11 protein-coding genes are annotated in these 13,539 nt (G+C 61.9%); 6 read left to right on the top strand and 5 right to left on the bottom strand.

Features of this window, described 5'->3' with window-relative positions:
• Positions 1 to 14 precede the first annotated feature (14 nt).
• Positions 15 to 1,319, top strand: a complete 1,305-nt coding sequence (locus tag ACQY47_RS26195) for a protein kinase (protein WP_428553161.1) — start codon at positions 15 to 17, stop codon at positions 1,317 to 1,319.
• A gap of 916 nt (positions 1,320 to 2,235) precedes the next feature.
• Here ACQY47_RS26195 and ACQY47_RS26190 read toward each other — a convergent pair.
• Positions 2,236 to 2,943, bottom strand: coding sequence for a YebC/PmpR family DNA-binding transcriptional regulator (locus ACQY47_RS26190; protein ID WP_056858461.1), 708 nt, complete (start codon positions 2,941 to 2,943; stop codon positions 2,236 to 2,238).
• A 110-nt stretch (positions 2,944 to 3,053) separates the two neighbouring features.
• Positions 3,054 to 4,367: an MFS transporter gene (locus tag ACQY47_RS26185; RefSeq protein WP_428553157.1), complete on the bottom strand. Its 1,314-nt coding sequence runs from the start codon at positions 4,365 to 4,367 to the stop codon at positions 3,054 to 3,056.
• Positions 4,368 to 4,622: 255 nt separating this feature from the next.
• Between ACQY47_RS26185 and ACQY47_RS26180 the strand changes: the two genes are divergently transcribed.
• Positions 4,623 to 5,495: a LysR substrate-binding domain-containing protein gene (locus ACQY47_RS26180; RefSeq protein WP_017136484.1), complete on the top strand. Its 873-nt coding sequence runs from the start codon at positions 4,623 to 4,625 to the stop codon at positions 5,493 to 5,495.
• A gap of 117 nt (positions 5,496 to 5,612) precedes the next feature.
• On the opposite strand, the gene ACQY47_RS26175 is transcribed toward ACQY47_RS26180, so the two are convergent.
• Positions 5,613 to 6,470: a LysR substrate-binding domain-containing protein gene (locus ACQY47_RS26175; RefSeq protein ID WP_428553154.1), complete on the bottom strand. Its 858-nt coding sequence runs from the start codon at positions 6,468 to 6,470 to the stop codon at positions 5,613 to 5,615.
• Between the two features lie 114 nt (positions 6,471 to 6,584).
• Between ACQY47_RS26175 and ACQY47_RS26170 the strand changes: the two genes are divergently transcribed.
• The 3 genes from ACQY47_RS26170 to ACQY47_RS26160 all read left to right on the top strand — a co-directional run bounded on the left by ACQY47_RS26170 (position 6,585) and on the right by ACQY47_RS26160 (position 9,210).
• On the top strand, positions 6,585 to 7,694 hold the full coding sequence (locus ACQY47_RS26170) for a 2-aminoethylphosphonate--pyruvate transaminase (RefSeq protein ID WP_428553151.1): 1,110 nt from the start codon (positions 6,585 to 6,587) through the stop codon (positions 7,692 to 7,694).
• Between the two features lie 28 nt (positions 7,695 to 7,722).
• Positions 7,723 to 8,550, top strand: a complete 828-nt coding sequence (gene phnX, locus ACQY47_RS26165) for a phosphonoacetaldehyde hydrolase (protein WP_099550031.1) — start codon at positions 7,723 to 7,725, stop codon at positions 8,548 to 8,550.
• Between the two features lie 114 nt (positions 8,551 to 8,664).
• Positions 8,665 to 9,210 (top strand): cytochrome b, encoded by a 546-nt coding sequence (locus tag ACQY47_RS26160; RefSeq protein ID WP_017136480.1) that lies wholly within the window; start codon positions 8,665 to 8,667, stop codon positions 9,208 to 9,210.
• Here the strand turns inward: ACQY47_RS26160 and ACQY47_RS26155 are convergent.
• Positions 9,207 to 10,097: a 1-aminocyclopropane-1-carboxylate deaminase/D-cysteine desulfhydrase gene (locus tag ACQY47_RS26155; RefSeq protein WP_428553147.1), complete on the bottom strand. Its 891-nt coding sequence runs from the start codon at positions 10,095 to 10,097 to the stop codon at positions 9,207 to 9,209. The two genes, ACQY47_RS26160 and ACQY47_RS26155, sit on opposite strands and share 4 nt — an antisense overlap.
• A gap of 56 nt (positions 10,098 to 10,153) precedes the next feature.
• Positions 10,154 to 12,193, bottom strand: a complete 2,040-nt coding sequence (locus tag ACQY47_RS26150; protein WP_138450696.1) for an NADPH-dependent 2,4-dienoyl-CoA reductase — start codon at positions 12,191 to 12,193, stop codon at positions 10,154 to 10,156.
• Between the two features lie 212 nt (positions 12,194 to 12,405).
• Here ACQY47_RS26150 and ACQY47_RS26145 point away from each other — a divergent pair, with 212 nt between their 5' ends.
• Complete coding sequence (locus ACQY47_RS26145; RefSeq protein WP_099550028.1) at positions 12,406 to 13,536, top strand: carbon-nitrogen hydrolase family protein; 1,131 nt, start codon at positions 12,406 to 12,408, stop codon at positions 13,534 to 13,536.
• The last annotated feature ends 3 nt before the right edge of the window (positions 13,537 to 13,539 follow it).

The raw sequence follows: 13,539 nt of genomic DNA, 5'->3' as shown, positions 1-13,539 counted from the left end.
TGACCGCGCCGTTCATGAATACCCTCGCCCAACTCAAGGCTGGCCAATTGGCCGGTATCAAACGCCTGGACCTGTCTTGCGGGCTGACCGAATTTCCGCCGGAAATCTTCGAGCTGGCCGACAGCCTGGAAATCCTCAACCTCACCGGCAACGCCCTGAGCAGCCTGCCCGACGACCTGTATCGGCTGGCGCACCTGCGCGTGCTGTTCTGCTCGGATAACGCCTTCACTGAGCTGCCCGCCTGCCTGGGCCAGTGCGCCAACCTGAGCATGATCGGCTTCAAGGCCAACCAGATCAGCCATGTACCCGCCGCCGCGTTGCCGCCACAGTTACGCTGGCTGATCCTCACCGACAACTGCATCAGCCAGTTACCCGGCGAGCTGGGCGAGCGCCCACTGCTGCAAAAGCTGATGCTGGCCGGCAACCACCTGACGGACCTGCCGCATAGCCTGCTCAACTGCAAAAACCTCGAGCTGCTGCGTATCGCCTCCAACCGCTTCAGCCAACTGCCGCCATGGCTGCTGACGCTGCCGAGCCTGACCTGGCTGGCCTATGCCGGTAACCCGGTGGAAATCGCCGTCGAAGTGGCGAGCGATGATGCAACGCCGAATATCCCTTGGGCTGAACTGGAACTGGGCGAGGTGTTGGGCGAAGGCGCTTCGGGGATCATCCGCAAGGCGTTGTGGAAGCCGCCAGCGTTGCCGGTCGCGGTCAAACTCTACAAAGGCACGATCACCAGCGACGGCTCGCCGCTGCATGAAATGCAGGCCTGCATCGCCGCCGGGCTGCACCCGAATCTGATCAAGGTGGAGGGGCGCGTGGTCGGCCACCCGGAGGACCAGGCAGCCCTGGTGATGGACCTGATCGACCCGAGTTACCGCAACCTCGCGGCCTTGCCGAGCCTGGCGTCATGCACCCGCGATATCTACTCACCGGGTACGCGCTTCAGTGCCGAAGTGGCTTTGCGCATGGCACGCGGCATCGCCTCGGTGGCGGCGCATCTGCACCGGCATGACATTACCCATGGCGACCTGTACGGCCACAATATTCTGTGGAATACGGCGGGTGATTGTTTGCTTGGGGATTTTGGCGCGGCGTCGTTCCATGTCACGGCAGACACGCAGGAAACCAGGGCGTTGCAACGCATTGAAGTGCGTGCATTCGGGGTGTTGCTGGGGGAGTTGTTGGAGCGGGTAGAAGAAGGCTTCAATAATGAAGCACTGGTGGCGCTGCAACAAAGCTGCTGCCAGCCCGATGTATTGGCGCGCCCGAGCTTCGAAGAAATCGAAGCGCTGCTGCACGCTCTGCCACACCACTAAACCAATGTGGGAGCTGGCTTGCCTGCGATAGCCATAGGTATCTACACAACTTTTGAAGGCAGCCAGTTTCTCCTGTGGCGAGCAGGCTTGTCGAATCGTCGCACCGCCTGCGTTGGGCTGCGAAGCAGCCCCAAAAACAGACGCTGAGTACTTTCAGCAAAATTGCCGTGCCTTTACTGGGGCCGCTTCGCAGCCCAACGCAGGGCAAGCCTGCTCGCCACAACAGCCCACCTGCCACAGACTTCGTGTTAACCGGTTGTGTAGAGACCTATGCTGCGAGAGCGGTGGATCAGTCACTGAGTAGATGAATGTTCCTCCGCTATTGCAGCATAGGTCTCTACACAACTTTTGAAGGCAGCCAATTTCTCCTGTGGCGAGCAGGCTTGTCCTGCGTTGGGCTGCGAAGCAGCCCCAAACCCAGTCGCTGAGTTCTTTCAGGAGAATTGCAGTGCCTTTACTGGGGCCGCTTCGCAGCCCAACGCAGGCGGTGCGACGATTCGACAAGCCTGCTCGCCACAACAGCCCACCTGCCACAGACTTCGTGTTAACCGGTTGTGTAGAGACCTATGCTGCGAGAGCGGTGGATCAGTCACTGAGTAGGTGAATGTTCCACCGCTATCATAGGTATCTACACAACTTTTAAAAGCAGCCTATTTCTCCTGTGGCGAGCAGGCTTGTCCTGCGTTGGGCTGCGAAGCAGCCCCAAACCCAGTCGCTGAGTTCTTTCAGCAAAATTGCCGTGCCTGTACTGGGGCCGCTTCGCAGCCCAACGCAGGCGGTGCGACGATTCGACAAGCCTGCTCGCCACAACAGCCCACCTGCCACAGACTTCGTGTTAACCGGTTGTGTAGATGCCTATGGCTATCGCAGGCAAGCCAGCTCCCACATTTTTTGCCAGCATTTATTCAGCGATAAATCAGCCAGCCAACCCGACAAACATATCCTGCACGTCATCATGGTTGTCCAAGCCTTCCAGGAAGGCTTCGACTTCAGCCATCTGCTCATCGGTCAAACCGCTGACCGGGTTCTTCGAGATGTAGCCCAGCTTGGCCGACAACACGGTGAAACCCTGCTCTGGCAGTGCTTTTTGCACCGCATCAAGATCGGTGGTTTCGGTGATGAACAAGGTGCTGCCTTCTTCTTCGCCGTCTTCAAAGTCCTGCGCGCCGGCTTCAATGGCGGCCATTTCCGGGTCGGCGTCCGGGCTGTCCGGCGAGGCTTCGATCAGGCCGACGTGGTTGAAGTCCCACGCCACGGAACCCGAAGCGCCCAGTTGGCCCTTACGGAAGGCCACGCGGATTTCTGCCACGGTACGGTTGATGTTGTCGGTCACGCATTCAACGATCAGCGGCACCTGGTGCGGGGCAAAACCTTCGTAGGTCACGCGGTGGTACTGCACGGTTTCGCCGAGCAGACCGGCGCCCTTCTTGATCGCGCGTTCCAGGGTTTCCTTGGGCATCGAGGCCTTTTTAGCCTGTTCTACCACCAAACGCAGGTGGGCGTTGGTCGCGGTGTCCGCGCCGTTGCGGGCGGCGATGGTGATTTCTTTCACCAGCTTGCCGAAGATCTTGCCCTTGGCATTGGATGCCGCTTCTTTATGTTTGACTTTCCACTGTGCGCCCATGACTCACTCTCTTTTCGTCCATCGCGCCGAAACGTCTACTGGCCGGCGCTTTGGGGGCAGAGTTTATAGCGCAAAAACACTCTAATCCACCAAAAAACCGGCCAAGTGCCTCAGGTGCGCAAGGGTTTGATCGTGACGTTGCGGTCGGGCACAAAGTCGCCAACCTGCGCCAGCGCGGCGGGCCTGGCGTTCCAGTAAGGCATCAGCACCAGTGAAGAAAACAACGCCGCGCCGGCAAATACGATAAACACCGTGACCGTATCGAAGTAGCCCGGCAGCAGGCCGCCAAGGATCGCCCCCACCGAACCGCAACCGTTCACAAAGCCTGCGGCCGTGGCGCCGGCCTTGGCGGTGCCGAAGTCGATGGCCGCCGTGCTGCTGATCATCGAGTCAGGCCCATACAGCGTCAGGCCCATCACAAACAGCAGGGCCATCACCAGCATCACGCTACCGGTGTGCAGCGCGCCCATGAACAACGCCAGGGCCACGGTCAGCGCCAGCAGGCTGAGCACACAGGCCGGCATGCGCCGGGCGCCGAAGAGTTTGTCGGACGCCAGCCCGATCAAAATCGGCCCCAGCAACCCGGCCAGCTCGAACGCCGTGGGCACGATGGCCGCACCCACCTTGCCCACCGAGGGCATTTGCTCATAAACGATCACCGGCCCCCACAACAGGATCGCGTAACGCGCCGGTTTCAACAGAAAGTACGCCAGGCCCAAGACCAGCACCGTACGGTTACGCAGGATCGCGCGCAGCGGTTCCAGCACGCTGACTCGCTGTGTTTCGGCCGCCACGACCGGCTCCGGCTCAACAGCCGGCAAGCCGACATCCTGCGGTGTATTGCGCTGGAAGATAAAGAACAGCACAGCCACCACCGCCACCACCGCCGCGCTGGAAATAAACGCCGCATGCCACGTGCCGATCAGCGTGTAAGCCCACCAGCCGGCAAAGGGCGATGCCACCAGGCCACCAAAGGCGTAGCACGAACTCCACAACCCCAACACCCGCCCGCGTTGCTGCGCCGGGAAGAAACTGCCGAGGTTTTTGCACAGCCCCGACCAGCCGGTGGACTGCGCCAGCCCCTGGATCAACATGCAACTGATAAAAATCGGCAAGGTGGCAAAGGTGCCCATCACCAACGCCGCTGCGGCAGAAATCAACAATCCGCCCAGCACCACCACCCGTGGCCCGAAGCGGTCGGCCAGCATGCCCCAGGTGAATTGCCCCACGGCATAGGCCGCCAGGTACAGGCCATCAAGGTTGGCCATCATCATTTTGTCGAGGGGGAAACTGGGGTCATCGACGATGCCCAGCTTGGCCACCGAAAACGCTTTGCGAGTGAAATAGAACGCGGCGTACGCCAGCCAGGTGATGGCGAAAATCTGCACGCGCCAACGCTTGATGCTACCCGTTTGGATATTCATTGTGGTTCTGACCTCAGGTGAGTGTGCCGGCAGGATCTAGAAGCAAATGCCTGTTGTTTTTATGGTTGAGCACTGCAATGCCAAGCCCTGGAGGGCGCGGCATTGGTCAGATGGGTCCGGTTTGCCAGAACCCATGGCCGCCGCGGCTGTAGGACTCAGCCGTCGGCGGTTGGCGTATCAAAGCAATGGCTGACTAATAGGTAAAATCGATTTATCGTATTTCACCTATAAGCTCAGCTTGTAAGAGGATCTGCGATGTCGGTTTCCCACGCCCAGCTCAAAGCCTTCCACGCCGTGGCCGTACACGGCAGTTTCACTCAGGCCGCTGAACGCCTGTTCCTGACGCAACCGGCGATTTCCGACCAGGTGCGCAAGCTCGAAGAACGCTTCGGCGTGCTGCTGTTTCACCGCAACAAACGCGCCGTGCGCCTCACCGACCTGGGCGAGCGTCTGCTCGGCATCACCCAGCGCCTGTTTGTGATCGAGGCCGAAGCCGAAGAGCTGTTGCAAGACTCCCGCGCCCTGCTCACCGGCACCCTCACCCTGGCAGTGGACGCGCCCGTGCACGTGTTGCCGCAGATCGCACGCTTCTGCCAGTTGTATCCGGGGATCAGCGTGAAGATCGAAACCGGCAACACGGATGAATCGCTGTTTCGCCTGTACAACTACCAGGCCGACCTGGCCCTGCTGGGGCGCGATGTCGACGATGAACGCCTGCTGTCGTTGCCGCTGCCCGATGAGCAGCTACTCGCCTTTGTGGCGCGCAACCACCCGTGGGCCGGGCGTGAATCCATCTGCCTCGCCGACCTGGATGACACGCCGCTGGTACTGCGGGAAATCGGCTCGGTCACCCGTCAGACCCTGGAGCAGGAAATGCGTCAGGCCGGGCTGCGCATCCGCCCGGCGATCCAGGTGGAAGGCCGCGAAGCCGCGCGGGAGGCGGTGGTGGTGGGGATTGGTGTGGGTGTGGTGTCGGCAGCGGAACTCGGCGCCGACTCGCGGGTGTATGCCCTGCCGATCCGCGATTGCAGCCAGCGCATGAAGGAAACGCTGGTGTGCCTCAAGGAGCAGAGTTCGCGGCGGGTGGTGGCGACGTTTCTCGATATTGTGCGGGACAGTTTGCGCTGAATTTTAGGGCCTCATCGCGGGCAAGCCCGGCTCCCACAGTTGACCGAGTAGTACCTGAGTAACCGGACCAATGTGGGAGCCGGGCTTGCCCGCGATGGCCTCGACTCGGTCGTCAACTCAAGACGCCAACTCAAAGAACGCCTGAATCAGCCGCAACGAGCGGCGCCGCTCCATACAGCCGAGCATATGCCGGTTCAACAACCCATCGCCCTGAATCGTCACGGCCTGCACGCGCGGGTCCTGGCTGACTTCCATTGACGACACCACGCCCACGCCCAACTCGGCCGCCACGGCTTCGGTCACCGCCTCGCGGCTGTCCAGTTCCAGCAGCACCTTGGGCTGCACACCCGCAGCTCCACACGCATCATCGAAGGTTCGCCGCGTGATGGAGCTGGGCTCGCGCAATACCATGATCACCTCGTTGAGCTGTTCCAGGCGAATGCCCTTGGGCATTGCCGCCCACGGGTGGCTGGCCGGGACAAGCGCGCAAATCCGCGACTCACTCAACGGCTGCAGGTGCAGGCCATTGCGCGGCTCCACCTCCGTCAGCACCGCCACATCCGCATGCTCGGAGAGCAGCGCCGCCAGGGTTTCCTGGGCATTGCCCAGACGCAGGTTCACGGTGATGCCGGGATAACGGGCACGCAGGCTGGCGATCATCGGCATCACCAGATGCGGGCCGTCCGCGGCCACTTCCAGGCGTCCGCTGAGCAACTGCCGATTGGCTTCGAGCAACGCCTGCGCTTCATCCACCAGACCGAAAATTGCCCGAGTGATCGCGGCCAGACGCGTGCCCTCCTCGGTCAATTCCACCCGCCGGGCGGTACGGCGCAACAGCGCGATCTGGTAGTGCTCTTCCAGGGCCTTGATGTGCCCGGTCACCGCCGGCTGGCTGATGAACAGCCGTGCGGCGGCACGGGTAAAGCTGCCCTCGCGGGCCACGGCATCGAATGCACGCAGTTGAAACAAATTCATAGCTATCGGCCTCACTGATAGCTCGCATAACAACAAACAATTTGATTGATGACAAGCCAAACTGCAATTTAGGCGCCGTAGCTTCACCCCCCAATGACCTTGCGAGGACTTGAGATGAGCACTGCCGCGCCGATCCTGCTGACCCCTGGCCCCTTGACCACTTCGAACCGCACCCGTCAGGCAATGATGGTGGATTGGGGGTCATGGGATGACCGCTTCAACCAACTGACCGCCAGCGTCTGCACACAATTGCTGGCGATCCTGCACGCCACCGACAGCCACCACTGCGTGCCCCTGCAAGGCAGCGGCACCTTTGCCGTCGAAGCGGCCATTGGCACCCTGGTGCCGCGCAACGGCAAGGTGCTGGTGCTGATCAACGGCGCCTACGGCAAGCGCCTGGCGAAGATCTGCGAAGTGCTCGGCCGCGATTTCAGCACCTTCGAAACCGCTGAAGACGAGCCCACCACCGCCGCCGACGTCGACCGCCTGCTGCACGCCGACCCAGCCATCACTCACGTCGCGTTGATCCACTGCGAAACCAGCACCGGCATTCTCAACCCGCTGCCGGACATCGCGCAGGTGGTTAAACAGCACGATAAACGCCTGATCATCGACGCCATGAGTTCCTTCGGCGCGCTGCCGATCGACGCCCGCGAAGTGCCGTTTGACGCGCTGATCGCCGCCTCGGGCAAATGCCTGGAAGGCGTGCCGGGCATGGGCTTTGTCTTCGCCGACAAACAGGCACTGGCGGGCGCCCAAGGCAACTGCCATTCCCTGGCGATGGACTTGTTCGACCAGCACAACTACATGGCCAAGACCGGCCAATGGCGCTTCACCCCGCCGACCCACGTGGTCGCCGCGCTGCACGAAGCCTTGCTGCAATACCAGGAAGAAGGCGGCCTGCCCGCACGCCATCAACGCTACGCCGACAACTGCCAGGCACTACTCGACGGCATGGCCGCACTGGGCCTGCGCAGCTTCCTGCCAGCCGCCATCCAGGCGCCGATCATCGTCACCTTCCATGCGCCAAAAGACCCGCGCTACCAGTTCAAGGACTTCTACGAGCGGGTCAAGGCCAAGGGTTTCATTCTCTACCCCGGCAAATTGACCCAAGTAGAAACCTTCCGCGTCGGCTGCATCGGCCACGTTGACGCGCAGGGCATGCAGGCGGCGGTCGAGGCGATCGGCCAGGTGATGCAAGAAATGGAAGTGCTGGACATCTGATTGCCCCCATTACCCAAGGATTTGAACCATGAACTATCAAAACCCCAACACCCTCCAGGCCGTGATCCTCGACTGGGCCGGCACCGTGGTCGACTTCGGCTCTTTCGCGCCCACGCAGATCTTTGTCGAGGCGTTTGCCGAGTTCGACGTGCAAGTCTCCATCGAAGAAGCCCGTGGCCCGATGGGCATGGGCAAGTGGGACCATATCCGCACGCTCTGCGACCAACCGCAGGTCGCCGAACGCTACCGCAAAGCCTTTGGCCGCACGCCGACCGATGACGACGTGACCTCGATCTACCAGCGTTTCATGCCCTTGCAGATCGAGAAAATCGCCGAGCACTCGGCCTTGATCCCCGGTGCCCTCGACACCATCGCCCGCCTGCGTGTGCAAGGCATCAAGATCGGTTCCTGCTCCGGCTACCCCAAACAGGTGATGGACAAGGTGGTCGCCCTGGCCGCCACCAACGGCTACATCGCCGACCACGTGGTCGCCACCGACGAAGTGCCCAACGGCCGCCCGTGGCCCGCCCAGGCACTGGCCAACGTGATCGCGCTGGGCATTGACGATGTGGCGGCGTGCGTGAAGGTCGACGATACCGTACCGGGCATCCTCGAAGGCCGTCGCGCCGGCATGTGGACCGTGGCACTGACCTGCTCCGGCAATGCGCTGGGCCTGACCTACGAGCAATTTCGTGATCTGGACGCCACCGCCCTGGCCAGCGAGCGCACACGCATCGAGAAGTTGTTCGAGGGTTCGCGACCGCACTACCTGATCGACACCATCAACGACCTGCCTGCGGTGATCACCGATATCAACCAGCGCCTGGCCCGCGGTGAAATGCCGCAAAGCGACTGATTGAGATCAAAACAACAGCATTTACGTCAGGCGCACCGCTCAAAACCGGCATACAGTTATAGGATTCCGTCGCGAAAGAACGGAAGTATGCCCTGATGAGTGAGGAACCAAGCGATGCCGTGGAAAAACTCCGATACCCGCTACAGCACCATGTCGATTGCGCTGCACTGGTTGATGGTGGTGCTGCTGGCGGTGGTTTACGCCTGCATTGAGTTTCGCGGGATCTTTCCCAAAGGCAGTGGCGGGCGGGCCCTGATTGTAGAAATGCACTACATGTTCGGCCTGACAGTGTTTGTGCTGGTATGGCTGCGCCTGTTTGCCCGCACCTTGGGCGTTGCACCAAAGATCGTGCCGGCACCGCCGCAATGGCAATCGGCACTGGCAACACTGATGCATCTGGCGCTGTACCTGTTCATGATCGGCATGCCGATTTTCGGCTGGCTGATCGTCAGTGCCCAGGGCCATTCCGTGATGTTTTACGGGATCGAGTTGCCGCCCTTGATTGGCGAAAACAAAGACCTGTCCAAACAGATCAAAGAATGGCACGAGCTGGGCGGCACCGTCGGTTATTGGCTGATCGGCCTGCATGCCGTGGCCGGCCTGTATCACCATTACTTCATGCGCGATAACACCGTGTTACGCATGATGCCCAAGCGCTAGCTCTCCATGCGCCGGCGGCCTTGCAGGCCGCCGGTGTGCACGAAGATCAAGCGAGTGCCTGGGGCGAAGCGTCCGGCCTCGATCTGTTGCTTCAACGCCAGCAAGGCCTTGCCAGTATAGAGCGGCTCCAACGGTAAGCCGCCTGCCTGTTCCGTCGCCTGGATAAAATCGAGCAATAACGGGTCGACCTTGGCGAAGCCGCCTCGGCTCGCGTCCAGTAATTCATAGCCGTGCTGCACGATGGCCTGCACGTTCTGGGCAACCCCGTGATCATCTGGCACCGCCAAGGCGCCGAACACCGGATGCACGCCCGCCTCTGCCAGCGCCAACCCGGCCAGTGTGGTGCCGGTGCCCGCCGCCAACCACCACGCGTCGTAATCAGCCCAGCCGAGCCTGTTCAGTTGAGCGCGCACCTGCTCAACCAACACCCCGCAACCCATTGCCCCGGCCCTTCCACCGCCGCCCTCGGGCACGGGATAAAGATGGGGATACTGTTCGCGCCATGGCCGCCAGAAACCGGCGTCGTGACGCGCACGATAACCGCCATACCCCAGCCAATGCAGGTGCATGCCGAAGGCTTTCAGATCAAGGATGGTGGGCGTGTCTTGAGGGTGGCCGCGCAACAGGCCGACGGTGGGGAAATCAAAATGTTTGCCGGCCGCCGCCAACGCGTGCAGATGGTTGGAGTGAGCGCCGCCCAGGCTGATGATCCCATCGGCACCGGCCTGTTGCGCATTGGCCAGGTGCTGGGTGAGCTTGAACCACTTGTTGCCGCTGATCAGTGGATCGATGCAGTCCAGGCGCAGCACGGCCAACTCGACCCCGTTCAGCCAGTCGAGCTGCAAAGGTTCAAGCGGTGCCTGGGGAAACCAGTCGAAGGGACCCATCGGGGGATATCTGAATGAAAAAGGGGCGGTAGTCTAACACCGCCCCCTGGGTCGTTTTACAGCGCGGCAGCCAGACGTGAACCCTGGTTGATGGCGCGCTTGGCATCCAGTTCGGCTGCCACATCGGCGCCGCCGATCAGGTGCACATTCTGGCCGGCTGCGACCAGCCCATCCTGCAGTTCGCGCAGTGGGTCTTGCCCGGCGCAGATGACGATATTGTCCACTGCCAGCACCTGCGGTTCGCCCTCGGCGCCGATGCGGATATGCAGGCCATCGTCATCAATCTTCAGGTACTCAACGCTGTTGAGCATCTGCACCTGCTTGTTCTTCAAGCCTGTGCGATGGATCCAGCCGGTGGTTTTGCCCAGGCCGTCGCCGACCTTGGAGGTCTTGCGTTGCAGCAGGAACACTTCACGTGCCGGTGCGTGGGGTTGCGGCTTGATGCCGGCCACACCGCCACGGGCTTGCAGTTGGGTGTCGATGCCCCACTCTTTCCAGAACGCCTCGCGGTCCAGGCTGGTGGACACGCCCTCGTGCACGAGGAACTCGCAGACGTCGAAGCCGATGCCGCCGGCGCCGATCACCGCCACGCGCTTGCCCACCGGCTTGCGCTCCAGAATCACGTCCAGGTAGCTCAGCACCTTGGCGTTGTCGACGCCCGGAATCGCCGGCGTGCGCGGCGCAATGCCGGTGGCCAGGATGATCTCGTCGTAACCGCCCGCCGCCAGTTGCGCCACATCCACGCGGGTGTTGAGGCACAGCTCGACGTGGGTGGTCTGCAATTTGCGCTTGAAGTAGCGCAGGGTTTCGAAGAACTCTTCTTTGCCTGGCACGCGCTTGGCGATATTGAACTGGCCGCCGATCTCGCTGGCCGAATCGAACAGGGTCACCTGGTGGCCGCGCTCAGCCGCCACGGTGGCCGCCGCCAGCCCCGCAGGCCCGGCACCGACCACCGCAATTTTCTTGATCTGCTTGACCGGCAGGTAGTTCAGCTCGGTCTCGTAGCAGGCACGCGGGTTGACCAGGCAGGTGGTCAGCTTGCCGCCAAAGGTGTGATCCAGGCAGGCCTGGTTGCAGCCGATGCAGGTGTTGATTTCATCCGCGCGGCCGGCAGCGGCCTTGTTGACGAACTCCGGGTCGGCCAGGAACGGGCGCGCCATCGAGACCATGTCCGCATCGCCTTCAGCCAGAATCTGCTCGGCTATTTCCGGGGTGTTGATGCGGTTGGTGGTGATCAACGGAATCTGCACCGCGCCACGCAGCTTGGCGGTGACCTTGCTGAACGCACCACGCGGCACCTTGGTGGCGATGGTGGGGATACGCGCTTCGTGCCAGCCGATACCGGTGTTGATGATGCTCGCACCGGCGCCTTCGATGGCCTTGGCCAGCTGCACGATCTCTTCCCAGGTGCTGCCGCCTTCCACCAGGTCGAGCATCGACAGGCGGAAGATAATGATGAAGTTCGGACCTACTGCTTCGCGTACCCGGCGCACGATGTCCACGGCCAGGCGCATGCGGTTTTCGTAGCTGCCACCCCAACGGTCGGTGCGATGGTTGGTGTGGGCGGCGAGGAACTGGTTAATGAAGTAGCCTTCGGACCCCATGATTTCCACGCCGTCGTACTCGGCCACCTGGGCCAGCAGCGAGCAGGTGACGAAATCCTGGATCTGCTTCTCGATGCCCTCCTCGTCCAGCTCCTTGGGCTTGAACGGGTTGATCGGCGCCTGGATCGCGCTCGGCGCCACCTGCTTGGGGCTGTAGGCATAACGACCGGCGTGGAGGATCTGCATGCAGATCTTGCCGCCCGCTGCGTGCACGGCCTGGGTCACAATCTTGTGCTTTTGCGCTTCTTCGTCGGTGGTCAGTTTGGCGGCACCGGCATATACGCCGCCTTCATCGTTCGGGCCGATGCCGCCAGTGACCATCAGGCCAACGCCGCCACGGGCGCGCTCGGCAAAATAGGCGGCCATGCGTTCGAAGCCGCCGGGCTTTTCTTCCAGGCCGGTGTGCATCGAGCCCATCAGGGTGCGGTTGCGCAAGGTGGTAAAACCCAGGTCCAACGGGGCCAGCAGGTGCGGGTAGGCAGCAGCGGTCATGGTACAGCTCCACAACGGATCATCACGGGACGTGGCAGGCTCGAACGGCTTGCCATCGGTTTATGTCCCACAGACTAAGAGGCGATGGACGACCGCTCAATGACCGTAACTGACAAGTTATTGATCCAAATGCACAGTGCCCCTTGGCAAGCCGGTGCATCAGCCCTACCCTAGTCGGCGAACCCTGCACACGGTCTGTTGTCTGTTGCCCCATGCGTAAACTTCTAGCGTTAACCGTCTCCATGGCCCTGGTTGCCGCCATCGCCGCGTATCTGGTCTGGACCCAGGAGCGCCCCGTGGCGCATTACCTGTCGGACCTGCGTATCACCCTGGCCGTCAATGAAGGCGAGCCCGCCGACCGTGGCAACCTGCTGGGCATCCAACCCGAGCTGTTCCCTGCTGATTACCAGAGCCTGGAACGCTTGCACCTGAAACTCTCGGCCTACCTGCAAAAGGCCCGCGACCAAGGTTTGATCAACGCCAAGACCGTCGTCGTGCTGCCGGAACATATCGGCACCTGGCTGATGCTCAGCGGCGAAAAGAATGAGCTGTACCAGGCCACTCACCTCAAGGACGCCATGAATTGGCTGTCCGCCAGCAACCCGTTGCAGTTTGCCCGTGCCTGGATCAGCGCCAAAGGCGATAACCGCATGGACGACGCCTACCTGCGTATGAAGGCACCGGCCATGGCCCGCGACTATCAAGTGCTGTTCGGCGGCCTGGCCAAAGAATTCGGCGTGACCCTGGTGGCCGGCTCCATCGCGCTGCCCAACCCCAGTGTCAGCCAGGGCCAACTGCACATTGGCCATGGCGCGCTGTACAACGCCAGCGTGGTGTTTGCGGCCGATGGCCTGCCCATCGGCGAGCCACAGCGCCAGCTTTACCCGATTTACGATGAGCGCGGGTTTATCGCCCCGGGTGACGAAAATATCGTCAGCGTGGTCGACACGCCGGCCGGGCGCCTGGGCATCCTGATCGGGAGCGACAGCTGGTACCCGGACAATTACCGCAAGCTCAACGAGCAAGGTGCGCAACTGGTGGCCGTGCCGGCCTTCGTGACCGGCCGCGACACCTGGGACCGCCCATGGCGCGGCTTTAAAAGCGTGTCCACGCCGCCGGAAATCAGCCTCAAGCCCGAAGAACTCAGTGAAGGCGAAGCCTGGCGCCGCCTCACCCTGATCAGCCAGCAGCCCATCAGCCAGGCCAGCGCCGGCATGAGTGTGTTCCTGCGTGGGCAGTTCTGGGACTTGGGCACCGCCGGGCACAGCTTCCTCAGCAACGACGGGCACGTCACGGCGGGCAACGACGCCCGTGGCGCGCGCCTGCTGAATATCTGGCTGTAACGC

This window comes from Pseudomonas edaphica, from assembly GCF_965277385.1.
GTDB lineage: Bacteria > Pseudomonadota > Gammaproteobacteria > Pseudomonadales > Pseudomonadaceae > Aquipseudomonas > Aquipseudomonas edaphica.
This window is presented reverse-complemented; position numbering and strand designations above follow the sequence as displayed.